The organism is Streptomyces sp. NBC_01591, assembly GCF_035918155.1.
Taxonomy (GTDB): domain Bacteria; phylum Actinomycetota; class Actinomycetes; order Streptomycetales; family Streptomycetaceae; genus Streptomyces.
This window is the reverse complement of record NZ_CP109327.1, coordinates 7,279,561-7,303,597: the sequence shown is the minus strand read 5'-3', so window position 1 is coordinate 7,303,597 and position 24,037 is coordinate 7,279,561. Positions and strand designations below refer to the sequence as shown.

Sequence of the window (24,037 nt, the reverse complement as noted above, 5' to 3'; positions counted from 1 at the left end):
ACTACGGGGTGACGGACTCTCGGGTCTCGATCTCGCCCCAGATGCGGCGGACACGGTGCTCGCCGCCTTGGAAGCCGGCTCGACGGAATGCTTCCTGCGCCTGCCGGTAGGAGCGGGGCGGCTCCATGCCGTAGCGAAGCCACCGCAGGACGACAGCGAGCTGCTCGTCCGAGAGCGTCACGCCCGGCTTCGGAAGGTCGACGCCGTCCACGGCGGCGAGTTCCTCGAGTGTCATGGCGCCCGCCGGGGCGGCCTGCGAGACGCCCTCATCTGCGTCCGTTTCGTCCATAGTCACGGGCGGCGGTGTCACGGTCTCGATTTCCGGCCTGGCCTGTGTGACACCCGTGACACCCGCAGGTGTCACGGCCGGGCGTGACACAAGGACGGCGAGGTCACGTCCGGCGAAGGCCAGGGCTGCCGCGCCGTGACTCTCATCGGACTCCTGCAGGCGCTTCTCTGCTTCGGAGCGGGCCTTGTTGATCCGCTTCTGGGCTTTGGTCAAGACGTCGGCGCGGGCGATCTGCCGGGTCATCTCCGCGAGGTGACCGGCGGTCTCCGTCAGTACGTCCGTGGTGGCCTCGGATCGAAGGTGCCGAGCGTCAGCCGCAGCCAGTGCTCGGGCGTTGCGGTCCTCGGCGGACTGTTCGGCGATTACCGCCGCTGTGGCAGGGTCGGCAAGGACGTTGTTCACGAACAGGCGGAGCCCCATGAACAGGGCTGCAGCGACCGGCACAAAGGCGAACACCTGGGCGTGGCCGAGGATGAGCAGCGTCATCGTGGAGACGCCGACCGCTGCGCTCGACAGACCGAGCATCACGCCCATGCCGATTCGGGACCGCTGCCGGATCGCCACCTCCGACATGCGAAGGGCGCCGATCCACAGGGCGTCGTAGACGAGAGCGATGGACCAACCGGCGACCGTCCCCGCGAGGCCGTGCAGGCCGAGCATCTGCCCGAGCTTCCCGCCGACCGTTACGGCAACCAGGACGAGTGCGGCGAGAGTGAGCAGCGTCTCGACGGTGGCGAAGATGTCCGGGCGGCGGTTGGCCCGAAGCTTGTTGATGTGGACGTGGGACTCCTCCTCGGCCGGGGTCGTGGCCTTGGAGGCGGTGCCGGTGATGCGGGACTTGCCGAACATGAGGCTCCTTCGAGTCAGGCGCGGGCTCAGAGCTGGTTGGGTTCGAGGGAGAAGAAAAGGATCATCATCTGGGTCTCGTACACGGCCTGCAGCTGGTCCAGGAGGTGCTTGAGGCACTCCGCCCGGGTGATACCGGGCGGGACGGCGAGGATTCCGCTGCGGGTATTCAGCACGGCTCCCGGCATCTGAATCGTGATGACGTAGTGGTAGTCGGTGGTCTGCGGGCTGGTCGTCATTCGAGTGGTGTCCTTCCGTGGTCGGTTGGTCAGGCGGCGAGGGCGAGAGCGGCGATGAGGAGTGCGGTGACATGCGCGGCCTGGTCGACGTGCGCCGCGCCGCCGTGCTTGACGAACTCGCTCTGCCCGGCGCCCTCCATCCAGCGGAGGACCAACCAGCGGCGGTCGATGATGCTGTGCGTCGCACCGATCCACAGCAGGGCGACCGCGACGGCCGGAACGGTCAGGGGCAGGTCCAGGACCAGGAATCCGACGGCCAGGGCGACGGCGGACACGAGGACATGCGTCCCGGCGTGCACGAGGTTTGCGCGCCACCCGGCTGCCGACTGCTCGGCCTTGCACCCTGCCTGGTGATCCGTCTGGAACGGGTAGTCGCTCAGAAGATGGGCGCCGTACAGCAGGACGAACAGGTCCGCGAACACGTGGATCTCCTTGGGGGTGAGTTCGAGTGGTGCGGGGAGTGCCCCGGGCCGGAGTCGATCCGGAGGCCTCACGCCGTGTTCCAGGGCTGTGGGGTCAGGTGGCTAGGCCGTCACTGGCCGTGGCTGCGCGCCACGTGGTTGTCGATCTTGATCTGGGCGTCCGAGCGCCTGGTCATCCAGGGGGTGGAGGCCCCGCACTCGCAGTGGCCTGTGTGGCCGATGCCGTTCTTGCTCTGCTCCACGGTCGTCTTCGGGGCGGCGTCGGTGGTCTTCTTGCCGAACATGTGGGTCTCCTTGGGTCAGGGTCCGGTTGGTCCGGGCCTCTCTGCCGTCACCAGCCGGGGGGCTGGGGGCGACAGGGCGGGCCGGGTCAGGTGGTCGGCTTCGGCAGCGCGCGGCACTTCTCGGCGTGCTCCTGCGCCCATGTGCGGGCGTCACTGTCAGCCCAGTTGCTGCCGTTGCTGTAGCGGTCGGTGCGGGCGCCCCACTCCACGTTGCGGAACGCCGCACAGCCTCCGCACCTGGCCACCGAGACGTTCGGCTCGGTGTCGGAGAGGTAGAGGGTGTCGTGTGTGAGGTCGACGGTGGCGCCGCCGACGGTGAGGTAGCGGGCGATGACGGCCTCGGGCCAGGTGGTGGTCTGCGTGGTCATGTCAGGTCCTTCCAGTGGGTGGTTGGGGTCCGGTTGGTCCGGGCCTCTCTGCCGTCACCAGCCGGGGGGCTGGGGGCGACAGGGCGGGCCGGGTCAGACCATGAGCCGGTACTCGCCGACCACGTCGTCGGCGTAGGCGAGGAGCTTGGTGGCGCGGCCCAGGAGGGCGGTGCGCTTGGTGTCGTCCGTGTTGCCGGCTGCGTCGGTGAGGTAGGTGGCGGCGGTCTCGAGGTCCTCGGCACCCTGGATGCCTGCGCTGTCGAGGCGTTCGGCGACGGTCTGCAGCTGGTCGATGAAGTCCTCGATGGTGGTGGCGGGCTGCTCCTCGGCGACGAACGCGATGTCGGCGGCGTAGCGGGCGAGGATGTTCTCGGCGGTGACGGGGGTGGTGGTGGTCATGGGTTGGTGTCCTCTCGGGGCGGAGTTCAGTTCTGGGCGTTCGGGGTGAGGTTCCAGTTGCCGTTCGTGGTGCCCCAGGCGGTCTCCTGGTCGGCGCGGGCCTGTGCGAGGAAGGGGCTGTCGAACGTGCCGCGGTCGTTGCCGTGCTCGTCGGTTGCCTGCGTCGGCTGGTACGCCTTCGGATCCATGTGTGACGTCCTCTCGGTGGTCGGGGTGGCCGGGTACTGGTGTTGGCGGCAGAGGCTTCGGAAGTTCAGGCGGCGGCGGGGGTGTTGATGCCGCGGATCTCGTCCATGAGGCGGGGCTCGCCCGGCGCGGCCTGGTCGAGCTCGATCGCGGCGACCATCACGTGCGACATCCGGTCGCGGTCACCGGCCGACCACGCGGCCCGGAACTCGTCGAGGATCGACACGGCCAGCCGGTCGGTGTCGACGACCCGGGCGGCAAGCGCCTCGGCCTGGGCGACGGTGGTGTTGGCCCGTCGGCGGGCGGCGAGGTCGGACACGGTGGCGAGGTCGGCGTTGGAAAGAGACATGGTGGTGCCCTTCTGGGTGGTTTGGGGTGTGGTGGAGAGCCGCGGTCGCGCAGGTACGGGGGCGGTCACCCCGCGACCGCGGGGGTAAGGGGGGTTAGCGCTGTGCGCGGGCCTGCTGCCGGGCTGCGGTGGCGCGGACATCGGCGCCGGCCTCGTAGTCACGGCGGCAGCTGGCGGGGGTCGCAGGCTCGGCCAGGATGCGGTTCTCGCGGGGAGCGGTCGGCTGGTCGGCCATGGCTACCAGTCCCCGAAGGTGCAGACCGGGCCGCAATCACCGCGGACATGGGGGCCGTTGGCGGCGAAGTGGGCGTCGATGGAGCGTCGCCGCTGCTCGTCGAGGCGGACCTCATGCCGGACGTTCCAGCTGACCGGTTCGGCGCCACCCTTGAGCTCGTCGCAGCGGGGACAGCCTTCGACCTTCTTGCCGAAGTTCGGCTTGTGCGAGTGCTTGGTGGTCACGACTTCACCGTCCGCTCAACGACGGGCCGGTGGATGTCCCGGTGCTGCACGGTCACCGCGTGGCCGGCGAGCTTAAGCCGGTCGCCGAGAGCGGCAGCAAAAGACGGTGCACGATGCCTGCCGCCTGCACAGCCGTCGGCAATGACGACCGGACCGGCACTGGGGCCAGCGGCGAAGGCGTCGACTGCGCGGGCCGTCGACTCGACGAGTTCCGCAATCCCCGCGGTGGCGAGTACGGCCCGGCGAACCGGCTCGTCCTCGGCGGTCATGTACCGAAGCGCCGGGTCGACGTGCGGGTCACGGAAATGCACCCGCAGATCGAGCGTGATGTGCGCGGCCGGGGGCTCGGCGTGCAGGTAGCCGAAGCTGATGATCTCGATAGCAGTCATGCCGCCACTGCCCGGATGCTCTTCGCCGCGAGGACCAGGCGGGCCGCGTACTTCCAGTGCTCGTCACCACTGCGGTGCATGGGCAGGGCCTCCCACACCGGGCGCAGCGCCACGGTGGACACCTGCGGGCCAGCCGCCCGGAGGACGGTCTCGACGAGGTGGGCGTGGGTGAGGATCTGCCGGGGCTGCTCCAGGAGCAGATCGGCGGTCGCCATGAGGAGCTCGGCCACGTCGACCGTGGGGGTGGGGAGCACGTAGGACGCGGCCTCATGGGCGGCGACGTCGGCCGGCGACATGGGCTCGACGAAGAACTGGATCATCTTGGGGCGGTTGAGGTCCATCGTCACGGCGTTCTGCTCGCGGCAGAAGTTGTAGGCGACGGTGCCGCTTCCGGTCTCGCCGACCTCGACGGGCTGACCCCACCAACCGGGGGCGATCTCGGTCTGCTTCATGATGCGGAAGCCAATGACCTGCTCCGCGAGGAGCTGGCGGCCGTGAGCTGTGTCGGCCGACGGCATGGCGGCCGGGGTGGCGATCGGCACAGCGGGGGCGCCGGTAGGCTGTACGGCATCCATCAGGGGTCCTCTCAAAGATCCTGGTGGTGAGGGCCGGTGCGTGCGCGATGTAGGAGTCGCAAGCGCCCGGCCCGTTTTGTTTGGTTGTCGTGCGGTCCGCGGACTGGGTCCGGTAGGAGTGGACAGCACCCCATTCCTCAAGCTGTGGCTTGAGAAGTGGTTACGAGGACGACAGTAGGCGTCTCGGCACGCGGAGTCAAGACGTGTCTTGAGAGAGTGTCGATTCACCTCTACTCTCAACCCATGACCGACTCCCTGGACGCCGCCTTCGCACCGCTGCACGCCCACCTCAGAGCCATCAGCGACTTCAGCGAGCGCTACCAGGCCATTCGGAACGCAGAGAACGAGTTCGAGAACCTCAAGCGGGCTCACCTCAAGGAAGTCGCCCAAGGGCTGCGCGCCGAGGGAAAGAAGTGGAAGGAAGTCGCCGAGATCATGGGCGGCGTCTCCTACCAACGGGCCTTCCAGTACGGCCAAGGCGAGTGAACGAGGGGTCGTCATGCCCTCAAGTCAAGCTGCGGCCTGCCTGCCGCGTGATGAGCCGACGGTGCAGCCACCGTGCATCTTGCCCGCCCGTCGTGCAGTAGCAGTGCAGCCTTGATGCAGGACCCCGCCGCCACAACTCCCGGAGCCGGATAGTGACAGTCGTAGAAACGTGGACCGGCCGCAGCGCATGCGCTCTGCAGGCGGCCCTCCGCATGACGAACGAGGGCTTCGCCGAGCATCTCGGGGTGGCGGTACGGACGGTCGCCGGGTGGCATCGAAGCCCAGACCTCGTCCCACGCCCGGAGATGCAACTGGCCCTCGACACCACCTACGAGAGGGCATCAGACCACGTGCATCGACGGTTCAGTCTCTTGTCCCGACCAGTCGAGGAACCAGCTCAGGCCCAGGCGCTGCGGGTGGCGATCGCTGTCGTCGTGAAGCACGAGGAAGTTCTCCTCGTGTGCCGCCGCGGGGATGACGCGCTCACCTGGCAGTTCCCCGCCGGGATGGTGAAGCCGGGCGGCTCACCGGAGACCGTAGCTGTACAGGAGACCCTCGCCGAGACCGGTATCCACTGCGCGGTCCGCCAACATCTCGGTGGCCGGCTGCACCCTTCGACTGGTGTCCTTGCCGAGTACTACCTCTGCGAGCACCTGACAGGCGAGGCGCGGAACCTCGACCCGCAGGAAAACGTGGACGTCACATGGGTGCCGACCAGCGCCCTTACCCGCTTCATTCCCGCAGACCGAATCTTCGAGCCGATCCTGAAAGCCCTGGAGGCCGCGTGACCGAGCAGACCGACAACCAGCCCCCCGTCTCCACGGCGATCATTGTCGATGGCGGCAAGGTCTTGATGATCCGACGCCGGGAGCGGGAGGGGAAGCTTCTGTGGGCGTTCCCTGGCGGCGGCATCGAGGCGGGCGAGTCCCCGGAGCAGGCCGCAGTCCGAGAGGTCGCCGAGGAGGTCGTGCTGGAGGTCAAAGCGGTCCGGGTGCTGGGTGACCGGGTACACCCGAACACGGGCGTACACATGACGTATGTCGCCTGCGAAGCGATCTCCGGCGAGGCGGTCGTAGGCGACGCAGAAGAGATCGCCGAGGTTGCCTGGCTCAGCCATGAAGAGATCCCGACCTACGTGCCCTACGGCCTTTTCGGGCCGGTGCAGGAGTACCTCGACGCCACCCTGGTCCGCCCCGCCTAGTCCTCGCCAAGCAGCAACAAAGCCCCACCCGCCGACGGGTGGGGCTTTTCTGTGGGTGCTTGGTGCACCGGAACTGCATCAGAGGCGCATCGACCTTGCCACACACCCGGACGATCATTCATGCGTCAACAGAAACGGCCGGATGGTCGCCACCGTCCGGCCGTGAAGTCCAGCGGGTCGCCACCCGCCAGTTAGAGATCCAACCCGGTCAAAGGAGCACCTCTGTGGACACTTTACTGCCCGAGCCCGCTGCCGTCCCCTCCCATTCGCCGCGCACATGGCTTCGGCAGATCCATTCGGGCGGCCAGATTTTTGAGACGTGCCCGGCCTGGTGCACGGACAACCACCGCAGCGACGACTCCGGGTTCCTGGATGACCTGTCGCACGGTGCCCACTTCAACGGCCCAGAGCTGCCCGTCTCCGACGCCGAGCACGGCTCACTGCCAATGCCGGTATTCGCCGGCCGGATCAACGTGGACCCGTACTCGGAGGACCCGCGGCGCAGTGTCCCGCACATCCACCTGGAGCCCTTCCAGGATGAGGTGATGGAGTGCCTTGACCCGCGGGAGTTCGCTGCGGTGATCGCCCAGGTACGAGCGCACTGCGACCGGCTCGACGAAGTGCACGCCCAGCTGGTGAAGGCGCGGGCCGAGTACCGCTGACCCTGGAAACATGACAGCGCCCCAGCCCGTGAGGACTGGGGCGCTTCGTCATGCCGCAATTCGCCGTTCGGCGAGCGGCAGGTCCATCAACTCGCTGTGCCCGTACTGCTCCCCACATCCGGGGCAGCGGCAGCCAGGGGTGTCGAGGGTGACGCGGAGGGTCTGGCCGCAGGGGCAGGCGACGGGCACGGTTCGCGGCCTCCGCTCGCCGGTGACCTGCTGCTCGCACTGCCGCGCGAGTTGGCTGACCTCCCGGCCGAATTCGTCAATGGCCGGGTGACTGGCCGCGGCCCACGGCAGGTTGGCCCGCAGGGCTTGGATGACTTCGTCGAGCTGCTGCTGCATGTCGCCGTTCCAGCGAGGGTGGCCCCAGCCGAGCCGGTCGTGCCAGTCGATCAGCCATGTCTGCAGGATGGTGACGACGCCGCCGCGGGCCATGAGGCTGAGCGGTTCCAGCCGGACAGGGAGCGGAGCCGACCGGCTGCCGGACACTGCGGGTCCGCCGCCGCCGCTGCCGGGTGCGAGCCGGCCGCCGAGCCGCGCGTACAGCCCATCCGGCCCGGCGAGGGCACGCAGTTGGCCGTCGACACGGTCGACACAGGGCCGGCAGGCGTACCGGCCGAGCTCGTCGGCGTACAGGCCGCGGTGGCAGATGAGGCATTCGGCGGACTCGTTCACGGCGGGCTCCTTGCGGGCGTGCGGTGGGACTGGGCGGGGCGGCCGGCCGGATGGGGTCCGGCCGGCCGGTGGTGCGCTGGGTCAGGCGGTCTTGCGGTCGCGGTGGGCGGCGGCGCGGTCGCGGTGGACGCGCCCCTCGGGGAGGCGGCTACCGCGGGTGTCGTAGCAGAGGGCGCCGGGGACGCTGCCGCAGCGGGGGCAGGTGACCACGAGGGCGGGGTTGTGGATGGTGGGCTCGCGACGGGGCATGGGTCTCCTCCGTGGGGCAGTTGGGCGGGTTAGGTGGTGGGGTGCTGCTCGTCGAGGGCGGCGCGGGCGGCGCTGATGGCGGACGACCAGCCGCGGTTGTAGTCGGCCTGGCCGGGGACGCCGTGGATCTGGATCTGCACCTGCGGGGTCCGCGGGAGTGCCTGCACGCGTGCGATGGCGGCCTCGGCCTTGGCGAGGGTGGTGCCGTCCTCGCGGTGCCAGCGGATCAGCTTGGTGGTCTCGGTCTCCAGCTCGGCCGTGCGGTCGGCCATGGCCGTGATCCCGTCGGCGAGTTGGTCGAGTTCGGCGTCGAAGATGCTGCCGCGTCGGGCGCGGTCGACGAGGTGCAGCAGCTGCTCGCGGTCGGTCACCGGCCCGGCTCCTCGGTGGCGTGGTCGGGGCAGAGGTCGCGGTCGGCGCGTCGGCGCCAGCCCTGCTTGCGGAGGTGGGCGCGGAGTTCACGGTGGTGGGCGACATCGACGGGCCAGAAGCGTTCGTTGCCGCACTGCTCGCCGTCGACTTCGGCGTCGCACCGAATCGTGTGAATCACCCCGGCGCTCATCGGCCCGGCTCCTCGGTGCCGGGGTCGGCCTCGGGGTGGGTGAAGCCGACGGGCTTGCCGAGCTGGCGGGCGTAGGCGATCTCGGCGCGGGTGCTGTCCCCGATGTAGTCGCCGACGACCAGGACCTCATCGGCGAGGCGGATCTTCGCCCGGTGCAGGTTGTCGAGCTGGACCTTGAGGGCGTCGGCTTCGACCGGATCCGCCCACAGCGGGTGCGACTCCTTCATGTTGCAGCCGGGCTTGACGACGATGTACCCAACCGCGGTGAGTTCACAGTCGGCGTCGACCATGGCGTCCATGAACCGGGTGGAGCCGCAGATCACGACGATCGTCGGAATCTTGAGCCGGGCCTTGGCGTCGGCGAGCTTCTCTTCCGGGGCGAGCGGATACGACATGTGGATCTCCTTCGGGGTGTGTGGTGGAGTGGTCCGGCACCCGCCCCGGCTATGACCCGGGGCGGGCGTCCGGCATGTCACGGGGTGGGGGCCAGGGCAGGGCAGGGTGCGCCGCTGTACTCGCCGTCGGCCTGGCGCTGGCAGGAGCAGGCCTGTTCCTCGCGGATGTGGGAGCAGCCCTCCACGCCGGGGTCGAGGTCGCCGTCCTCGGTGAAGTACTGCTCGCACTCGCGTTCCAGGCACTCGACAGTGCCGACCCATACAGTCACCTGCTGGTGATCGGCATCTGGGTTGGGGACAACACCGCGCTTAGGGCGGGCGTGTTCACGAACCCGGCAGTCCCTCCACGCGACCATCTCGCCGTCGTCGGCCGAGCAGTCGAGGCAGGCTTCACCGGCGGGCGCGTCAAGGCAGATGCGGCCGTCATCGCTGACCGGGTGCCGGTCGCTCCAGAGATCCCACGCTTCACCGTCGGTCTCGCTGACGGGCTCGGCGCCGTGCTTGCAGAAGTCGGTGTCGGCGTTCCAGTAGAACGGGCCGTGCTCGTGGGTCAGGTGTTCGGTCATCAGAGACTCCAAAGGGTCGGTTGCATGGGCCGTAATTCGATCTCGGTCTGTCCGGGCATCGGCGGGTCGGCGACGGGTGGGCTCGTGCGGGCGGCTGTGCGCCCGCGTGACGGCCTCGGAGGGGTGCCCGCGTCGCCCGAGCCATCGGCGGGGCTCACGCGGCCGGAGGCGGGCGCAGAAGCGGAGTTGGGACTCGATGCGCGCATCACGCCGCCTCCGCCATCGGCTTTCGCGGCTCCATGAGCGCGGCCAGGAGTGCCTGTCTGTTCGCCGCAGCCTGCGCCGGAGAGGTCTGCACTCGGGTCGGCTTGTCGCTCAGCACCCGTCCGGTCGGGGTCGCTTCGGCGTACAGCCGCCCCAGCCGGTCCGCGGGCGGGAGGCGCAGTGCCTGCCGGGCGCGGGCCACGGTGGCGGGGTCGCAGCCGAGGCGGTGAGCAATGGAGGCGTTGGTGTGGCCCTCGCGGATGAGGCCGGCGATGTCGGCTCGAACTTTCATGCGGCGCTCCTGTCGGCTTCGGTGTACCGCTGGTGGTGGACGGCGCCGTTGGCCAGCGCCCGGCCGCCGTTGTGGCAGGGGACGGTGGGCTCGACCTGGCAGGCGGGACAGCAGGCGACGGTGCGGGCTCGGAGGGCGAGGCGCTGCGGGTGAGGCTCGGCCAGCACCCGTCCGTTCGACGGGACTTGGCACGGCTTGTGGGCGCCGACCTTGCAGTGGGGGCACGGGAGGCTGCGGGCGGGGTGTTGGCCAGCCCGCATGAAGTGGCGGATGGAATCCGGCATCGAGGCGGGGGTTCCATATCGGCGGGTCATGACGCTTCCTCCTGGGCTTCGGTCTGGTTCTCGGAGAGGCGTTCAAGGGCGGCCAGGGAGGCGGCGCGGCGGCGCTCGATTTCCTCGGGTGTCTCGGTGGAGGCGGGTTCGCCTCGGGCGACTCGGCCGCGGGCGGTGTGCGGCTTCTTCAGCTCCCGAGGGCGCCGCTTGTCGCTGAAGCCATCCACCTTGCAGGGGCGCCCTATTGCCGCCTTGCATGTCGGGCAGGCGACGCCGAGCGGTCCGGGCCGGCGGATGGCGACGACCTCGGCCGCCGCCTCCTCCTCGCCGGGCTCGTCCGGAACGGTGCGGCCGATGAGGTCGGTGAGCGCCTTCACGTCGCGGGGCTTCCCGGAGGAAATCGCCAGCCGCTCGGGGGCAGCGGGGCGTTCACCATTCGCGGTGGCTTCCAGCTGGTTACGGAGCCGCCGGAGGTAGTGCGGGTCTTCGTCGCCGGGCGGCGGCTCGTAAACGAAGTCGGCCACCCGTTCGGCGCGGATCTTGCGGGCGATACCGATGATGTCCGGCGTCGTGACCCGGCGCCGCTGGTCGGGCTCCAGGCTGGCCATGTCCTTGGCGTAGAACCGAGTGAGGGCCTGCTCGGCTACCGGGTAGGTGACGTTCGCGGCGTTGAGGTCGGCGTGCCAGGCGAGGATGTCGGCGTCGCCGACGGTGCGCTGGTCGCGGGCTGCGGCGAGGCCAAGGAGCCTGCCCGCTTCTTCGAAGCTGATCACTGGTTCTCCTGGGTCTGTGCGTCGTGGATGGCCTGGAGGCGGCGACCGGCCTCAAGGGCCTGGTTCACGCGGGCGTCGGTGGTGGAGGGACGCTGGCCGGGGGTGAAGCGGAGAACGTTGCCCCCGAGTTCGGCGGGCAGCTGGCTGCCGGGCGGCGGAGGCACGGCCTCGGGCTCAAGGGACTCCCAGCCGGAGAGCCATGCGCTCGCGCTGCCTGGTGTGCCGCGGTAGCTGGCATTGCTGACTGCCATGGCAACCATGGGGCCGAGGCCGATGCGCTCGCAGACTTGGCGGGCTCGTTCGATCTGGGATGCCTGGAGGTTCCAGCTGACGCCGGTGATTCCGGCTGCGGCGATGGCGCGCTTCAGGTCGCCGAGGGTGTCCCAGGAGCGGATCTCGGGCTCGCCCCCGCGTGCTGCAGCTACAGGGGTACTTCCGGAGGAAGTACCCGGCAAAGGCGTGGCAGTGGCATGGGTATGTGTGACGCCGTCAGCGGGCGTGCGGTGTGACAGGTCCTCCTGACCTGCGGTGGAACCCGAAAAGTGGGTGTCATTCTGAACGTGATTTGAATCGGATCCGTCTCCATTTCGGTTCGCTTTTGGATCCGAATCGGTTTCATTTCCGGCTGCTTTTCGGTTCGCGCGGCTCTTCGCGGCGCGCTCTGCGGCGCCCTGCTTGTTGGCTTCGTGCTGTGCTCGGGTGGTGTTCCGGCCGCCCTCGAAGAAGTCGTGGATCATGTATCCGTCGGTGGGCTGCGGGCACTTCTTGCAGTCGTGCCCGGCCTCGTGCCACAGGCCGGCTTCGATCAGCTTCCGTACCTGGGCGGGTGTGCCCTTGAAGGGCTTCACGATGTCCTTGGGGACGAAGCCTTCGAGGAGGTGCTGGGCGGAGTAGGAGCCGCACCGCAGCCAGAGACCGAGCGCAGCGTTCCCGGCCCGGATGAACTTCGGGTGGGAGTGCGCTGAGTCATCGACCTTGAACCAGGGCATCGACAGCTTCTTTCAACAGCGTGGGCGGGTGGGGCGTCAGGACCGGATGGCGGTCATGCGGCGAGGCTCAGCGGCTCGTAGCGGGTGCCGAGGATGGCCTCGGCGACCATGGCGAACAGGTCGCGGGCGGCGGGCGGCGTCACGGCGTTCCCCGCCATTCGGACTCGCTCCCGCTTGTTGCCGAGCCAGATGTAGTTGCCGGGAAACTCCATGGCCGCGGCGTACTCGGCGGGTGCGAGCATCCGGAACCCGAGGTCGTCAACGTCCGTGACCTCACCGCCCGGAAGCAGCCCGTGGTGGTTACCGGACGCGCACACCGTGGCGAGGGGCTGCGAGGCGAGGCGGTGGGTGGACCCGCCGCCGCGGAGCTCGACGATGTACGGCGGGACCGCGAGCCCGGTTTCGTTGCGCGCGGTGCAGGTCCGCATCGGCAGGTTCGCCGACCGTGCGACCTTCCCCTCGCGCCCCTCGACGGGCACCAGGAGCGGGACACCGTAGGCGGTGAAGCCGTCACGGATCCGCTTCATCGTCTTCTCGGCGAGCGGCCGGATGCGGTCGCCGATCCGGGTGGCGGGCAGCGTCCAGTCGATGGCGTCGGTCGCCGGCCGGACTGCGGGGAACACTTCGGCGTGGCACCGGACGGTGGGGCACCGCCATACGTACTGGGTCTTGTACTTGCCGTAGGTACGGCGGGGGTTCTTCCATGCCTGGACGGCTCGCACGGTGCGGTCGCACTGGGTGCAGTGCGCCATGGGGCGCAGCCACTTGTCGAAGTCGGGCCGCGTCTCGCCGTTGCGCCACAGGACGACGTACATGCGGTCGCGGGACTGGGGAGCGCCGGGTCCGAGCGCGGTGGCGTGCATCGAGTTGAGGCACACGAGCTTGAACTGGTAGCCGAGGGCCTGCATGCCTGCGATCCAGGCGGGCCAGAGAATCCACTCGCGGGCGTCGACGACGTTCTCGACGATGATCGCCCGGTACTCGTGGAACTCGGCGAAGCGGACGACGTCCCACATGGTGGCTCGGGAGCGTTCCGCGGCGTCGTCGGGAAGGATCTCGCCGAACAGGTCGGGGGTGGCGTCTTGGTGGCGCTTCTTGCCCTGGGCGATTGAGTGGTTGGTGCAGGACGGGGAGAACCAGGCGAACGTGGTGGTCGGGTAGCGCCGCGGGTCGACCTGCGAGATGTCGGCGCAGTCGTGCGCGGTATCGGGGTGGTTGGCCTGGTGGACGTCGACGGCGAGGCGCCAGTGGTTGAGCGCGGTCCGGACGGTGATCCCGGCTTGCCGCGCCCCCTCGGACGAGCCACCCGCTCCGGCGAAGCCGTCGGTGGTGTCTCCATCGAGAGTGCGGAGATTCGTGAGAGCCATTAGGGGGTGCCCTTCGCGTGGCGTGTCTGGTGGATCGAGGCGCACGGAACCAGGCCCATGCGGTCGCCGGATTTCGCGTCGGCGGGCCTCTCGGCGTGGTTCGACTGTAGCGCAGGGTGTGTAGGCACTGTCAGTACACCCGAAGATGATTTCGGAGTCACAGGGTGTGTAGACAGAAGACGGTCAGCTACTCTGTCGACATGACGACGAAGGGGACGCCCGGCCGCATGGTCCGGATCGAAGAAGAGGTCTGGGCCGAGTACGGGCAGCTGTGCGACGAGGAGGGGACCTCTCGCGGCGACGACCTGCGCCGTCACGCCTATGCGCGAGTCAACGCCTGGCGCAAGGCTCAAGGCCTGCCAGCGAGGAAGCGCATCACGATCAAGCGCCGCAAGCCGGCCGCCGACTCGGACTGACGTCACGTCTCCTCCCTTCCTGCCCCGCGTCGCTGCGGGGCTTTGTCGTGCGTTCAGGCGGCCTGGGCCGTCTCGGGGTGGCGCTTGAGTTCTTGGTGGAGGTGCTGGCGGGTGACGCCGAGGCGCGCCGCGGCCTGTTCGTAGTCGCAGCCGAGGCGCATCAGCTCGCGGGCGTCGGTGGCGATGTCGATGCCGCGACTGGAGGCACTGGCGCGGGACGCCATGAGGGCAATCTGGAACTCGCCGCGCGGCAGGCCCCGATGCTCGGCCTTCCACTCGTCGTGGGCTGTCCGGCAGGGCTCACACATGGGGAGCTTCTGCAGGGTGTGCATCCACCAGCCGCGGTCCGTACCGCACGCCCCAGTCCAGTCCGCGACTGCTGCCGGGTCGTCGATCGTGTCGTCGTCCCAGGCGGCCGGGGGAGCCCAGCCTTCCCGTGCAGCCCTCTGTCGGGCCTTCTCGCTGGTGCCGGGGGTCCGTGACAGTTGGCTGTACACGGCGCGCACTCGGGCAGCGAAGGCGCCGTTGACCGTCTTGTACCGGCCGTTGACGACGTGGCTGACGGTGCTGTGGTTGATGTCGCTCATGCTGGAGATGGCCAACTGGCCGTGCCCGATGGCGTACAGGGCCTGAAGGCGGCGCGCCGAGGCCAGAACCGGCTGATCGGAGATGTCGTCCCGGGTGCCGGGCCGAACGGCAAGGATGCGCTCGCCCTTTGACCGCTGGCAGGAGCGGAGCTTGCCGTTGACGATGTAGCTGATTGTGGTCTGGGAGACGTCGGCGGCTCGACCGATGGCGCCCTGGCTCATGCCGCTCCTGGAGAGGGTGGCGATGTGGGCCGCGAGTACTTCAACTGGGATGAGGTTGCTTTGCCCGGCAAGGCGGACGCGTTCCCGGCGGATCCCGGCGAGCCGGTTGCCGCGGACACACACGGTGCAGCGGCATCCGGGGCGGAGCTGTGTCCCTTTGTACCGTCCTTCGCTGCCGTGCGGCGGCAGCGGCCGGGGTGCGGCGGTCATGCGGCGGCCCTCCCCTGCGCTCGGGCGGTCCGCTCGGCGGCAATAGCGCGCCCCTTGCCGGTGAGGGTCCAGACGGCCAGGCGGTGTCCGTGGGTGGCGGGCGAGGTGGAGGGGACGGACCGGCCGGTGTGGGTGATGATCCCGCCGGTGCGCAGCGAGTTGATGGCGGCGCCGAGGAAGCCGTGCCCCATCTCGGGGAGGACGTCGCGAAGCATGTTGCAGTCGAAGGTCTCGTTGGCGAGCCCGAACGCGAACACGGCCTGCTCGACGAGGAACTGGTCCCAGCTGGACCGGCCGACTATCTCCTCGAGGCGGAAGTCCTTCTCGGCGGCGGCGTGGCGCTCGGCGACGGTGAGGCGACGGGTCATGGTGTGGTCTCCTTCTGGTGGGGCCGCCCGCATTGCCCGCGGGCGGCCCCGACAGTGGGGTGGGTTACGGCTCGTCGACGAACTCGGCGTCGATGGGGCCTTCGTCGTAGTCCTGCTGCGGAGCAGGCGGTACGGCGGGCAGCGGCGCCAGTACGGGCGCGGCCTGTGCGGTGCGCGCAGCCTGGGCCTGGAGCGTCCGGTACTCGGCAGAGGTGGGCACGGTCTTGGCCAGCTCGCGCAGGACCGTCTTCTTCCACATTCGGTCGGGCCACTGGTTCCACGGCGAGGCACCGGACTTGGCGGTCTTGGAGACTGCGCGGACCTTCTCGATCTCGGCGCGGCTGCGGACGACGACGTCCGAGGTGGCGCCGTCCTTGAAGACGGCGTAGGCGTAGGCGCCGACCATGTCGCCGCGGTCGCCGAACCAGTTCGCCTTGTGCTGCGGGCGCTCGGTGATGCCGGGCTCCCACTGGAAGTCGTCGCCGGCGTAGACGACCTGGGAGATGACGGTGGAGATAGCGCCGCTGCGGTACATCAGCTCGACGAGGCCGGTGTAGTCGGTGATCCCAGTGATCTCGCCGCCCATGGGGACGAGGTGGTAGGTGTCACCGGGCTCCAGGCCGAGGCGGGCGCAGTCGAGCATGGCGGCGAGGAAGGAGCCGGGGTTGCGCTGCGCGGCCCTGGCGAGGTCCGGGTTGCGGCGGAGCAGTCCGGTGGCGACCCGAACCCACTGGTCGGGCTTGATGTGGGACGGGAGTACCTGGGTGAAGTCTGCCCGGTACTGCTGGACGAGGTTGCCTTCGTCGCGCTGGGCGATGGCGTTGCTGATCTGACTCATGCGTGGGTTCCCCTGTAGGGCTGGAGGGCGAGGGTGGTGCCGTCGTCCTTGACGGTTCGGTAGGCGATGCGGCGGTCGCCATGGACTGCGCGGTAGCCGGTGCCGATGGCGTCGAGGATCTGACCGCGGGCGCGGGTGAGTTCGGTGTCGGCGGCTCGGTAGGCCTGCTGGGCGATGTCGTAGTCCGCGGCGCACTCGGCGCTGATCTCGACGTCGACGTCTTCACGGCCGGTGGGCTGGACGCGGATGGTCTGGTAAGTGGCCTCAGTCCCGTCGATCGACGGGCGGTTGCCCTGGCGGACGTCGTTGAGGAACTCCTCGGCCGCGTCGCGCATGACCTTCGCGTCGGTCTCGTCGTACTCGATGACGTACTCGCGGTAGTCGTGGCCGGAGACCAGCAGCGCCACGTGGCAGACGTCCAGACCGAGGGTGTCGAGCTGCCACTGCACCTGACAGCGGTAGTAGATCGGGATCTCGTCGCTGCCAGCCGGACCCCATCCGTCGCCGAACGGGGACGTCTTGACCTCGACAAGCCGGTCCTGGGCGATGCGGTCCGGGGTGGCGCGCTGCCAGTCACGGTCGCGGTGCCGCCACGTACCGGTGGTGCGGAGCTCAAGCTCGGGGTGCTCGTCGGCGAACTTCTGGGCGACGGCGTCCTCGAGTCGGTTGCCCCACTCCACAGCCGGGTTGGTCTCGAACGGCGGGGTGGGCAGTCCGGCCTTCTTGTGCCAGAGGCTGAATCGGCTGGCCCACGGCGACAGGCCCGTGACCGCGGCGATCTCGGTGGCAGTGATGCACAGACCGGCGCGGGCCTCGTTCCAAGCTTTCGTTCCGGGGATGTAGCAGCCGAGGAGGACGCCAGTCGGTGGGTTGAAGGCAGTCATCAGAACGGCTCCTCGATGTACTGGCGGCGGTTGCGGAACCAGACCGGGATGGACCATGCGCGGAGCTGGTCGAGGCACAGGCACTCGTCCCAGTCGGCGCCGAAGCCGTGGGGCAGCCAGCCGCCACCGCTGCCAGAGCAGTCGGGGCAGTTCGGGTCGGGCTCCCGGGTGATGTGGATGGCGCGCTGGTGGAGTTCGATCTGCCAGCGGCCCATGCGGATGGCGGGCATGTCGTGCCTTTCGGATGTAGGGCCCGCCCCGTGCGGGGAGGTCGGGGCGGGCCCGGCGGCAGAGTTCGGGGCTCGACGCCGCGTCTGGTGGGATGGTCAGGCGGCGTTCTGCTTGGTGGCCCGCTTCTCGGCGAGCTTCTTGAGGTGCGCCTCGTAGTCGTCGGACCACTTCTGCGGGTCGTGTCCGGCCGCCTTGGCGATGTCCCACGCGTTCTCGCCGAAGTCGCCCGCGTCCAGTTCCTCACCCAGCTCGGCGACGGTCTGCGCGGCGAGCCGGGGATCGGCCTGGTGGAGGGCAGCGAGGAATCGGTACGCGGACCAGGCATTCACCCCGGCGGTGGCGTAGGAAGCGATAGCCCCGGCGTCCTTGCTGGGTGCGCCAAGCAGGTCGCTGGTCGACCGGAGTGTCTGCTGAAGCAGGGACTCCACCATGTCGGGGATGGTGGACGCGGCCTCGTAGCGGGGCTTCTCCTCGACGGGCATGTCCGCATCCATGTCGGCGACCTCATCGCTGTCCGCGAAGATGCTCGGCCAGAGCCCGAGCGCCTGCTCGAACGTCTCGTCTTCGCACGGGCCGACTCCCGTGTAGCGCTTCGGCGCCTGAGCTCCGATGAAGTCCTTGCCGAACACCATGAACGCCTTGAGGTCCGTGGTGACACGGACTCGAAGAGCGTCTCCGGCGTCAGCCCAGCGGGCGAGCATCCTGGAGTCCACGATGGGGAGCGCGTAGATGGTGGGGATATTCGCCGCCACGCCTCGCAGCAGACTCCGCCAGTCGGGGTACTCCAGGCTGTCGCTCACGGGAACCCGCATCTCGGCGTGCGGGGTGGCGAATACGAGCCGGCTGGTCTCGGTGCCGATCGTGACTGTGAGGTTCCCCTCCTGAGCGTCGAGCCACTCACGCAGCGGCTTCAGCCAGGAGGCCGGGATGGTGCGGGCGAACGCCTCACCGTTCTTGTCGTCGTCATTGAGCCGGTAGCGGGCAGCGGCGATGGTGAACCGGTCGGTGGCGACGGCGTGCAGATCGGTGGCGTCGACGTCGAGGCGGATGCCGTGCAGCACCTCGACGTACTCGTCGCCGATGTGGCCGCGGACCTTGTCGATGAGACGGCCGAGCTGATGGGCGTTGATGGTGACGGACATGCGTGTCTCCTGGGATGCTGGTGGGGTCCCCGCCGACTTGTCCTCGGCGGGGCTTCTGCGTTGGGCGCCGGGCCAGCCGGTCGGGTCACGGCCGGCCCGGCGGGTCAGGTGAGCGCCCCGGTCCATCCGGCGAGCTCGGCGGCCAACTCCTGCTGTTCGGCGAGGAGCTGGGCCCGGTCCTGGATGAGGTCGATCAGGGCGTCCCGGTGCTCGCGGCTGATACCGGGGGCGGCGGTGAGGCGGGTGATCTCCTCGAACCGCTCCGGGGGCATCACCAGCACCGGCCGATCTCGTGAAGGCCGTCGTTCTCGGCCGCGATCTCCTCGATCGACTCGTCGACCCAGGCGGCGGGCTGGATGGGCACGACGTGCTCGATGCCGTCCTCGACACAGGTGGAGATCCACCCGTTGCCCTTGCCGTCGACGTAGATCCGGCGCCGGTTGTCGTCCGCGTTCTCAGGGCGCTGCCCGTCGGCGGCTTGGCGGACGGCGGCCACCCACTCGGGTACGGGCAGCGGGTGCTCCCACCGGGTGGACTGTGCGGCCGTCTCGTCGCACAGCTCGTACACGGCGTTCAGGCACCGCTGGAGGTGGGCCGTCTCGTCGGCGATGGTCGGCTCCTTGCCGACGTACTTCGCTAGCTCCGCCTCCAACTCGGCAACGCGGTCGGTCGGCTCAGGCATTGCGGGCCCCCTTGAGGCTGTGGATGAAGGCGCGGAACCCGGTCTGCTCCATCGGGCTGGGTGCAAGGACCCGGCCGGGCGCCTGCGGGATGGTCTGGGTGGCGAGGCGCGCACCGAACGCGGCCGGTGTCTCGACGTACCTGGCCGCGACCGTGTCGGCGTAGTCCGGGTCGACCGCGGCCCGGTACTGGCCGGCCGTCGGGCGGGAGATCGGAATCAGGGGGCCGTGGTCGCGGTACACCGTCGGCAGCGGCTGGGCGGTCTGGCAGTCGGACCGGTCCGAACGGCACCGCAGCAGCGGCTCGCCATCCGCCCAGTCACCCGTCCAGATCCACTCGACACCGATGACATCGGCGTGCGGGATGTCCAGGTCGAAGGTGACGCCGTCGTGCGAGTAGGGGGTCATCGCGCCCTCCTGCGGGTCTTGTGGTGGTGGAGGTCGACGAGCGGCGGGACGGTGCTGCCGGGGTCGGCGTCGTAGAGGAGGTGCCGGTACTCGGCGGCCAGGCCGGCGGCCAGGCGCTCGGCCTTCAGCGCGGTCAGCTCGTCGGCGACGGCCGCCCAGTCGGTGGTCGGCACGTCCAGGCGGACCAGGTCGGTGGCGCTCATGACGTCACCTCGGTCCACTCGCTGGTCCGGACGGTGCGCTGGATGGTCGGCGTCGTCTCAAGGACGCGCGCCTCGGTCTCGGCGGGGAAGTGGCCCACGGGCCAGACGTTGCCGAGGGCATCACGGAAGGCGGTCTCCACGACCGGGGCCGGCAGGGCGGCCAGTTCGGCGCGGACACGGTCCAGTTCGCACCATGGGCACCCCCGAACGTCATCCAGGTCCCGCAGCCACACCGGGTGCTCAGCGTGCTCGCACTTCGCGGATACGCGCCCCTCGGCCGTGCCCAACTCCATTGCCCTGTACTGCTCCAGCTCGGCCGCCAGCGTCAGCGCGATTCCGTGGAGTGCCTTCTCCGTACCGTCGTTGTGCGTGGCAGTCGACCATGTCGACGTGCGCTCGCCGTACTGCCGCAGTCGGATCAGCGCAGCGTCCGGCGTCATCGGGGCGCTCATGCCGCCACCGCCTTCGGGGCGGCGTCGTACTGGGCGATGGCCCAACTGGCGGCGTGGCACTGGTAGGCGAAGTGGTAGCTGACCCTGTCGACGGACCACTCGCTGAGGTCGTCGAAGTCGAAGCCGGCCGTCTGCCGGATGTCGACGTCGTGGTCGTCACCCAGGTTGTGATCGATGGACCGCCACGTCAGCGCCGAGCCGTAGGAGTCCCGCTCGACCTTGGTGCCGCAGGTGCACTTCGCCTCGTACTTCACGCCGTGCTCGAACTCACTGACCAGCTGGAAGGCGGTGTCCCTGCTGCCGAGAAGATGGTTGTTGAGGATCTCGATGCGGACAGCGGCCTCTAGGCCGTCCGGCGCCCAGGCGTCTTCGACGGCCTCGGTGACCCGCTCCTTGATCTGGGCTTCCATGCGGTCGCGGTCGTACTCGCGCACCGAGTCGGCGCCGTTCACGAGCTTGCTCGCCCAACGGTCCGGATCTACGCGGATGCCGCGCAGCCAGGCGAACATGTCCTCGGTGTCGTCGCCGAACCGCTCGAAGTGGTACGAGCCGTGCGAGCCGGCGACCAGCAGGTTGTACGGCCAGGTCACCAGGATCAGGCGGCTCATGGTCTTCGGGGCGGCGAACTCGACGTGGCGGTACAGGCCGTCCTCGCGTCGCGACTTGATCGTGGCCTCGGCGAAGTCGGCCGCGAAGTGGGCGGCGGCGCGATCGGTGGGGCTGGTGTTGTTCGGGGCTGCGGATGGAATGATGGACATCGGTCCACCTCTCTGTTCTCGCGGATGGTGTGGTGGATCTGAGGTCGTCCCGGGCTTCGCGGTTACGGGGCGGCCTCTTTTGCTGCGGTCAGGCAGCGGCCTGGACCTGCGAGGTGGACCGAGCCGGCCGGGCCCTGCGGGTGCGGCGCTTGCTGCCCCGGTGCGCGGTGCCGCCCATACGGTTCGCGGCGTAGATCGCGTCCCGGTCGGCGCGGTTCGTGACGATGCGCCGGCCCTGCCGGGCATGCATCTTCGGGTGCTCCTTCAGGAACCTGCGGAGCCAGGACACCGAGCAGGACAGGACGTGAGCCGTCTCCTGGACGGTCATGTACTCCTGGTTCGGGTCCGCTGGGGGGATGGGGCGGCCGTACTTCTCGTACTTGTCGCCGGGCATGTCACTCCTTGGGTGTGTGGGTCCTCTGTGGGGCGAGGAGGGCTTCGGTGTCGGCGTTCAGCGCCTTGCAGAGGGCCGTGTATCGCCGGGGTCTCATGTGGGTGCGAGTGCCGTTTTCGAGGTGACTGAGGTAGCGCCGACTTATGTCCGCGCGTTCGGCCAGCTCGGACATTTCGAGGCCCATCTGCATGCGGCGGTGGCGGATTACCGCCCCGTCCACTTCGAAGGTGGGTTGGGGTTGGCGCATACCCAGAAAGTAGCCCTAGTTAGCCTTCATGTCCAGCCCTAGTTAGCCTCTAGCTAGACCTAGATCGACCACATGGGGGCGCGGGGGCACCAACCGGCGTGTTCCTGCACGTCACGCGCACGCCAGTGAATCGGCCGGACTGCGGCCCGGTCCTGGCTGGCCCCGCCTGGCCCTGCCAAGATGGGGTCATGCCGCCCCGCGACCTCACTCGCCTAGCGCAGGCCGTCAAGGCCCGCCGCCTCCAGCTCGGCCTTGCCCGCAAGAAGGCAGCCGACGAGGTCGGTATGTCCAAGGACACCTGGCAGCGCGTCGAAGAAGCCAAGCCCGTTCGCGCACTCAACTACGCAAAGATCGACCGCGTACTGGGCTGGGCCACGGGCACCTGTGAGGCCGTCGGCGATGGCGGCGACCCGGTGCCCGCCGAGGAGTCTGGCTCCGCCTCAGGGGTAACGATCGCCGACGCGACCGAGCGCGACCTCACCGTGCAGCGTGTGGTGGAGAGCGCATCGATCGGCGTGACGGATCTGTCCGCCTCCGAGATCCGCGCACTGAGCGCGCGCATTGTCGAGGACCTCAAGAAGGCCGGCGTCATCTGACGCAGGATTCACCCATTCGGCCTACAACCTTTTCGGGTTAAGGACTTTGTTGCGAAACTAAGCACAGTCACTCTGGTCCCACCTGGTCCCAAACGGCCCTGGCCGTGGCAAAGTCGTGCTCACACCTTGGGGGGTTCTCCCGTTCCCGGAAGGGGGAACCATGGTGATGCGCGGCGATCTTGTGATAGGCGACTACGGCCCGAACTTCCTCGGATGGGTCGGCCGTACAGCTGAGAGAATCGTCTGTGTAGCAGCGCCCCGGTTCGAGCACGATCCTGCAGTCAGGTCGGTCATGCGAGAGCTGGTTCAGCGCGAAGGAGGGGACTGTTCGAAATGCGGTAACTGCCTGATAGGCAAGCCGGATTGAAGAGCAGTCTGGCGTGAGGGTCCGGCAGCGGGGGCGCTAGCCGGGCATCACGCGCGTTCAGGGAGGCGTCATGCCGCATGTTGAGTGGCGCGGGGGCACGTGCCGGGTCAAGTGGTGGACAGGCGAGTACCTGGCCAACGGCCGCAAGCGCCACGAGTCCAAGGGCGGCTTCACTGACGAGGACGTAGCGCTCCAGTACGGCATGGACATGGAGTACGAGGTCCGGCACGGCGTCAACATCACGAACCGCGACGGGGCGATCCCCATGTCCGATTGGCTGGACGCCTGGTACGGATCGCTCGACCTGGCGCATCGCTCGATGGTCAACTATGAGTCCGTGATCCGCGTGCACATCAAGCCCTACTTCGCGCGGCGCACCGTCGGCGAGATCGGCATCATGGATCACCGGGCGTTCAAGAAGCACCTCAAGACTGTGTTGCCGAGCGAGAATAGCCGCAAGGCCGTACTGAACGTCTTCAGCATGGCGATGGACGACGCCGTCAACGCCGAACTCCGCAAGACATCACCGGTGGAACGCCACCGCCGCCGCGGGAAGTACACGAAGAAGAAGCGCGAGCGGAAGAAAGACATGACCCCCGCGGCCGTCGAAGCCCTCGCGCGGAACGCACACGCGGTGTTCGGGCCGGCCGGGTACGTCTTCATGTGGACGATGGCAGCGACGGGCATGCGGCCGGCGGAGCTGTACGGCCTCACCCGGGAGTACTGCTACCCGGCCTGGCCCGGGTCGGACCTGCGGGTCGATCCTGACGAGGCCGAACGCTACGCCGAGGACGTGGGGCGGTACGGCAAGGGCGAAGGACTGATGCCTGCCATACGGGTGGAGCGCCAAGTCCAGTACGAAGGCGGCGGGTTGCAGTTCTTCCCGCCGAAGTACGAGTCGCTCAGGACTCTGGTGGTGCCCCCGTTCCTCGCCGAGATGCTGGAGCGGCTCCTGAAGGAGCATGACTCCCGGTGGGTGTTCCCGTCGATCAGCGGGGGCAACTTGCGGTCGGCGAACTTCGACCACAAGTACTGGCGCCCGATCGCTGACGGGGCGAAGGCGGACGAGGGGCCGCGCTGGCCTGGTGAGCGGCTGGCCCTGCCGGAGGTTCCTGCGTTCACGGGGAAGCGTCTGTACCTGATCCGGCATGGGGCGAAGTCCTGGCTCGACGAGGACGGGCACAGCCGGTTCGCGGTCGAGTCGCGAATGGGGCACGAAGTCCCGGGCGTTGAGGGCGTGTACTCAAGCGTGACGGTTCCGATGGAGCGTGCCATCATGAAAACGCTGCAGGAGCGGTGGGAGTCGGTGCCCGGCCGCATGGGAGACGCAGCGTGGGGCTAACTCCCAGCCGTCTCCCACTCCCGGTGACACAACCCGGGTAACTGCAGGTCAGATGCCATCCCTGGAACGTTATTGGAACGTGAAAGGGATGTTCATACCACTCAGGGTCGCATCCCTCCTGTGGTGCGCACCACAGGGCGCGCGGCCTGTCGTTCGAGTGCTGAACCGGAGGCGGGCGCCCGCTCGCG

44 protein-coding genes are annotated in these 24,037 nt (G+C 68.9%); 7 read left to right on the top strand and 37 right to left on the bottom strand.

All coding sequences use genetic code 11. The annotated features are described in order from the left end of the window. Window position 1: 1 nt before the first annotated feature. The 12 genes from OG978_RS33705 to OG978_RS33650 form a co-directional block, all read right to left on the bottom strand. Window positions 2-1,138, bottom strand: a complete 1,137-nt coding sequence (locus OG978_RS33705) for a hypothetical protein (RefSeq protein ID WP_326768840.1) — start codon at window positions 1,136-1,138, stop codon at window positions 2-4. Window positions 1,139-1,164: 26 nt separating this feature from the next. After that, the gene (locus OG978_RS33700) at window positions 1,165-1,374 is read right to left on the bottom strand and encodes a hypothetical protein (protein WP_326768839.1); all 210 of its coding nucleotides are present in this window, start codon (window positions 1,372-1,374) and stop codon (window positions 1,165-1,167) included. A gap of 29 nt (window positions 1,375-1,403) precedes the next feature. Beyond that, window positions 1,404-1,796, bottom strand: coding sequence for a DUF3307 domain-containing protein (locus OG978_RS33695; RefSeq protein WP_326768838.1), 393 nt, complete (start codon window positions 1,794-1,796; stop codon window positions 1,404-1,406). A gap of 110 nt (window positions 1,797-1,906) precedes the next feature. Then, window positions 1,907-2,080 carry a hypothetical protein gene (locus OG978_RS33690; RefSeq protein ID WP_326768837.1) on the bottom strand — a complete coding sequence of 58 codons (174 nt, stop codon included), beginning with the start codon at window positions 2,078-2,080 and terminating at the stop codon, window positions 1,907-1,909. Between the two features lie 86 nt (window positions 2,081-2,166). Next, the gene (locus OG978_RS33685) at window positions 2,167-2,448 is read right to left on the bottom strand and encodes a hypothetical protein (RefSeq protein ID WP_326768836.1); all 282 of its coding nucleotides are present in this window, start codon (window positions 2,446-2,448) and stop codon (window positions 2,167-2,169) included. A gap of 93 nt (window positions 2,449-2,541) precedes the next feature. Further along, window positions 2,542-2,847, bottom strand: coding sequence for a hypothetical protein (locus OG978_RS33680; RefSeq protein ID WP_326768835.1), 306 nt, complete (start codon window positions 2,845-2,847; stop codon window positions 2,542-2,544). Window positions 2,848-2,873: 26 nt separating this feature from the next. Beyond that, window positions 2,874-3,035, bottom strand: a complete 162-nt coding sequence (locus OG978_RS33675; protein WP_326768834.1) for a hypothetical protein — start codon at window positions 3,033-3,035, stop codon at window positions 2,874-2,876. A 65-nt stretch (window positions 3,036-3,100) separates the two neighbouring features. Then, window positions 3,101-3,382, bottom strand: coding sequence for a hypothetical protein (locus OG978_RS33670; protein ID WP_326768833.1), 282 nt, complete (start codon window positions 3,380-3,382; stop codon window positions 3,101-3,103). Between the two features lie 94 nt (window positions 3,383-3,476). Next, a complete protein-coding gene (locus OG978_RS33665) occupies window positions 3,477-3,617 on the bottom strand; it encodes a hypothetical protein (protein WP_326768832.1) in 141 nt (46 codons plus the stop codon). A 2-nt stretch (window positions 3,618-3,619) separates the two neighbouring features. Continuing rightward, window positions 3,620-3,841 carry a hypothetical protein gene (locus OG978_RS33660; RefSeq protein ID WP_326768831.1) on the bottom strand — a complete coding sequence of 74 codons (222 nt, stop codon included), beginning with the start codon at window positions 3,839-3,841 and terminating at the stop codon, window positions 3,620-3,622. Then, window positions 3,838-4,230 (bottom strand): RapZ C-terminal domain-containing protein, encoded by a 393-nt coding sequence (locus OG978_RS33655; RefSeq protein WP_326768830.1) that lies wholly within the window; start codon window positions 4,228-4,230, stop codon window positions 3,838-3,840. Before OG978_RS33655 ends, OG978_RS33660 begins: the two co-directional genes overlap by 4 nt. Beyond that, the gene (locus OG978_RS33650) at window positions 4,227-4,805 is read right to left on the bottom strand and encodes a hypothetical protein (RefSeq protein WP_326768829.1); all 579 of its coding nucleotides are present in this window, start codon (window positions 4,803-4,805) and stop codon (window positions 4,227-4,229) included. The genes OG978_RS33655 and OG978_RS33650 overlap by 4 nt, the downstream gene beginning before the upstream one ends. 243 nt (window positions 4,806-5,048) lie before the next feature. Between OG978_RS33650 and OG978_RS33645 the strand changes: the two genes are divergently transcribed. From OG978_RS33645 to OG978_RS33630, 4 genes are all read left to right on the top strand, one after another. Next, window positions 5,049-5,291 (top strand): hypothetical protein, encoded by a 243-nt coding sequence (locus tag OG978_RS33645; RefSeq protein ID WP_326768828.1) that lies wholly within the window; start codon window positions 5,049-5,051, stop codon window positions 5,289-5,291. A gap of 212 nt (window positions 5,292-5,503) precedes the next feature. Next, window positions 5,504-6,079, top strand: coding sequence for an NUDIX hydrolase (locus OG978_RS33640; RefSeq protein WP_442817784.1), 576 nt, complete (start codon window positions 5,504-5,506; stop codon window positions 6,077-6,079). Further along, a complete protein-coding gene (locus OG978_RS33635; RefSeq protein WP_326768826.1) occupies window positions 6,076-6,492 on the top strand; it encodes an NUDIX hydrolase in 417 nt (138 codons plus the stop codon). The genes OG978_RS33640 and OG978_RS33635 overlap by 4 nt, the downstream gene beginning before the upstream one ends. Before the next feature lie 224 nt (window positions 6,493-6,716). Further along, window positions 6,717-7,154, top strand: a complete 438-nt coding sequence (locus OG978_RS33630; RefSeq protein WP_326768825.1) for a DUF6907 domain-containing protein — start codon at window positions 6,717-6,719, stop codon at window positions 7,152-7,154. Window positions 7,155-7,202: 48 nt separating this feature from the next. Here OG978_RS33630 and OG978_RS33625 read toward each other — a convergent pair whose 3' ends face one another. From OG978_RS33625 to OG978_RS33575, 11 genes are all read right to left on the bottom strand, one after another. Beyond that, window positions 7,203-7,832, bottom strand: coding sequence for a hypothetical protein (locus OG978_RS33625; RefSeq protein ID WP_326768824.1), 630 nt, complete (start codon window positions 7,830-7,832; stop codon window positions 7,203-7,205). Between the two features lie 81 nt (window positions 7,833-7,913). Beyond that, the gene (locus OG978_RS33620) at window positions 7,914-8,081 is read right to left on the bottom strand and encodes a zinc finger domain-containing protein (RefSeq protein WP_326768823.1); all 168 of its coding nucleotides are present in this window, start codon (window positions 8,079-8,081) and stop codon (window positions 7,914-7,916) included. Between the two features lie 29 nt (window positions 8,082-8,110). Next, the gene (locus OG978_RS33615; RefSeq protein ID WP_326768822.1) at window positions 8,111-8,452 is read right to left on the bottom strand and encodes a hypothetical protein; all 342 of its coding nucleotides are present in this window, start codon (window positions 8,450-8,452) and stop codon (window positions 8,111-8,113) included. Further along, window positions 8,449-8,643 carry a hypothetical protein gene (locus tag OG978_RS33610; protein WP_326768821.1) on the bottom strand — a complete coding sequence of 65 codons (195 nt, stop codon included), beginning with the start codon at window positions 8,641-8,643 and terminating at the stop codon, window positions 8,449-8,451. Before OG978_RS33610 ends, OG978_RS33615 begins: the two co-directional genes overlap by 4 nt. Beyond that, complete coding sequence (locus OG978_RS33605; protein WP_326768820.1) at window positions 8,640-9,038, bottom strand: hypothetical protein; 399 nt, start codon at window positions 9,036-9,038, stop codon at window positions 8,640-8,642. The genes OG978_RS33610 and OG978_RS33605 overlap by 4 nt, the downstream gene beginning before the upstream one ends. A gap of 77 nt (window positions 9,039-9,115) precedes the next feature. Then, window positions 9,116-9,604 carry a hypothetical protein gene (locus OG978_RS33600; protein WP_326768819.1) on the bottom strand — a complete coding sequence of 163 codons (489 nt, stop codon included), beginning with the start codon at window positions 9,602-9,604 and terminating at the stop codon, window positions 9,116-9,118. A 205-nt stretch (window positions 9,605-9,809) separates the two neighbouring features. Next, the gene (locus tag OG978_RS33595) at window positions 9,810-10,100 is read right to left on the bottom strand and encodes a helix-turn-helix domain-containing protein (protein WP_326768818.1); all 291 of its coding nucleotides are present in this window, start codon (window positions 10,098-10,100) and stop codon (window positions 9,810-9,812) included. Continuing rightward, entirely contained in the window at window positions 10,097-10,414 is a 318-nt protein-coding gene (locus tag OG978_RS33590) for a zinc finger domain-containing protein (protein ID WP_326768817.1), read from the bottom strand. Before OG978_RS33590 ends, OG978_RS33595 begins: the two co-directional genes overlap by 4 nt. Beyond that, window positions 10,411-11,148 (bottom strand): zinc finger domain-containing protein, encoded by a 738-nt coding sequence (locus tag OG978_RS33585; protein WP_326768816.1) that lies wholly within the window; start codon window positions 11,146-11,148, stop codon window positions 10,411-10,413. Before OG978_RS33585 ends, OG978_RS33590 begins: the two co-directional genes overlap by 4 nt. After that, window positions 11,145-12,137 carry a hypothetical protein gene (locus OG978_RS33580; protein ID WP_326768815.1) on the bottom strand — a complete coding sequence of 331 codons (993 nt, stop codon included), beginning with the start codon at window positions 12,135-12,137 and terminating at the stop codon, window positions 11,145-11,147. Before OG978_RS33580 ends, OG978_RS33585 begins: the two co-directional genes overlap by 4 nt. A gap of 53 nt (window positions 12,138-12,190) precedes the next feature. Next, a complete protein-coding gene (locus tag OG978_RS33575; protein WP_326768814.1) occupies window positions 12,191-13,504 on the bottom strand; it encodes a DNA cytosine methyltransferase in 1,314 nt (437 codons plus the stop codon). A 200-nt stretch (window positions 13,505-13,704) separates the two neighbouring features. On the opposite strand from OG978_RS33575, the gene OG978_RS33570 reads away from it, so the two are divergent. Further along, entirely contained in the window at window positions 13,705-13,920 is a 216-nt protein-coding gene (locus OG978_RS33570) for a hypothetical protein (RefSeq protein WP_326768813.1), read from the top strand. A 53-nt stretch (window positions 13,921-13,973) separates the two neighbouring features. Here the strand turns inward: OG978_RS33570 and OG978_RS33565 are convergent, their stop codons facing one another. The 14 genes from OG978_RS33565 to OG978_RS33500 all read right to left on the bottom strand — a co-directional run bounded on the left by OG978_RS33565 (window position 13,974) and on the right by OG978_RS33500 (window position 21,544). Further along, on the bottom strand, window positions 13,974-14,939 hold the full coding sequence (locus OG978_RS33565; protein WP_326768812.1) for a hypothetical protein: 966 nt from the start codon (window positions 14,937-14,939) through the stop codon (window positions 13,974-13,976). Further along, window positions 14,936-15,307, bottom strand: a complete 372-nt coding sequence (locus tag OG978_RS33560) for a hypothetical protein (RefSeq protein WP_326768811.1) — start codon at window positions 15,305-15,307, stop codon at window positions 14,936-14,938. Before OG978_RS33560 ends, OG978_RS33565 begins: the two co-directional genes overlap by 4 nt. A gap of 64 nt (window positions 15,308-15,371) precedes the next feature. Further along, a complete protein-coding gene (locus OG978_RS33555; RefSeq protein ID WP_326768810.1) occupies window positions 15,372-16,145 on the bottom strand; it encodes a recombinase RecT in 774 nt (257 codons plus the stop codon). After that, window positions 16,142-17,029 carry a YqaJ viral recombinase family nuclease gene (locus OG978_RS33550; protein ID WP_326768809.1) on the bottom strand — a complete coding sequence of 296 codons (888 nt, stop codon included), beginning with the start codon at window positions 17,027-17,029 and terminating at the stop codon, window positions 16,142-16,144. Before OG978_RS33550 ends, OG978_RS33555 begins: the two co-directional genes overlap by 4 nt. Beyond that, window positions 17,029-17,259 (bottom strand): hypothetical protein, encoded by a 231-nt coding sequence (locus OG978_RS33545; RefSeq protein WP_326768808.1) that lies wholly within the window; start codon window positions 17,257-17,259, stop codon window positions 17,029-17,031. The genes OG978_RS33550 and OG978_RS33545 overlap by 1 nt, the downstream gene beginning before the upstream one ends. Window positions 17,260-17,355: 96 nt before the next feature. Next, on the bottom strand, window positions 17,356-18,402 hold the full coding sequence (locus tag OG978_RS33540; RefSeq protein WP_326768807.1) for a DNA polymerase III subunit beta family protein: 1,047 nt from the start codon (window positions 18,400-18,402) through the stop codon (window positions 17,356-17,358). Window positions 18,403-18,506: 104 nt separating this feature from the next. Beyond that, window positions 18,507-18,683 (bottom strand): hypothetical protein, encoded by a 177-nt coding sequence (locus OG978_RS33535; protein ID WP_326768806.1) that lies wholly within the window; start codon window positions 18,681-18,683, stop codon window positions 18,507-18,509. Continuing rightward, window positions 18,674-19,084 carry a hypothetical protein gene (locus tag OG978_RS33530; RefSeq protein WP_326768805.1) on the bottom strand — a complete coding sequence of 137 codons (411 nt, stop codon included), beginning with the start codon at window positions 19,082-19,084 and terminating at the stop codon, window positions 18,674-18,676. Before OG978_RS33530 ends, OG978_RS33535 begins: the two co-directional genes overlap by 10 nt. Next, entirely contained in the window at window positions 19,077-19,490 is a 414-nt protein-coding gene (locus OG978_RS33525; protein ID WP_326768804.1) for a phiSA1p31-related protein, read from the bottom strand. Before OG978_RS33525 ends, OG978_RS33530 begins: the two co-directional genes overlap by 8 nt. After that, entirely contained in the window at window positions 19,487-19,693 is a 207-nt protein-coding gene (locus OG978_RS33520) for a hypothetical protein (protein WP_326768803.1), read from the bottom strand. The genes OG978_RS33525 and OG978_RS33520 overlap by 4 nt, the downstream gene beginning before the upstream one ends. Next, on the bottom strand, window positions 19,690-20,145 hold the full coding sequence (locus OG978_RS33515) for a hypothetical protein (protein ID WP_326768802.1): 456 nt from the start codon (window positions 20,143-20,145) through the stop codon (window positions 19,690-19,692). The genes OG978_RS33520 and OG978_RS33515 overlap by 4 nt, the downstream gene beginning before the upstream one ends. Then, window positions 20,142-20,903 (bottom strand): hypothetical protein, encoded by a 762-nt coding sequence (locus tag OG978_RS33510; protein WP_326768801.1) that lies wholly within the window; start codon window positions 20,901-20,903, stop codon window positions 20,142-20,144. Before OG978_RS33510 ends, OG978_RS33515 begins: the two co-directional genes overlap by 4 nt. Before the next feature lie 88 nt (window positions 20,904-20,991). Further along, on the bottom strand, window positions 20,992-21,297 hold the full coding sequence (locus OG978_RS33505) for a DNA-binding protein (protein WP_326768800.1): 306 nt from the start codon (window positions 21,295-21,297) through the stop codon (window positions 20,992-20,994). A gap of 1 nt (window position 21,298) precedes the next feature. Beyond that, window positions 21,299-21,544: a helix-turn-helix domain-containing protein gene (locus OG978_RS33500; RefSeq protein WP_326768799.1), complete on the bottom strand. Its 246-nt coding sequence runs from the start codon at window positions 21,542-21,544 to the stop codon at window positions 21,299-21,301. 188 nt (window positions 21,545-21,732) lie between these two features. Here OG978_RS33500 and OG978_RS33495 point away from each other — a divergent pair, with 188 nt between their 5' ends. Further along, a complete protein-coding gene (locus OG978_RS33495; protein WP_326768798.1) occupies window positions 21,733-22,140 on the top strand; it encodes a helix-turn-helix domain-containing protein in 408 nt (135 codons plus the stop codon). A gap of 437 nt (window positions 22,141-22,577) precedes the next feature. After that, entirely contained in the window at window positions 22,578-23,849 is a 1,272-nt protein-coding gene (locus tag OG978_RS33490; protein ID WP_326768797.1) for a tyrosine-type recombinase/integrase, read from the top strand. Window positions 23,850-24,037: the final 188 nt, after the last annotated feature.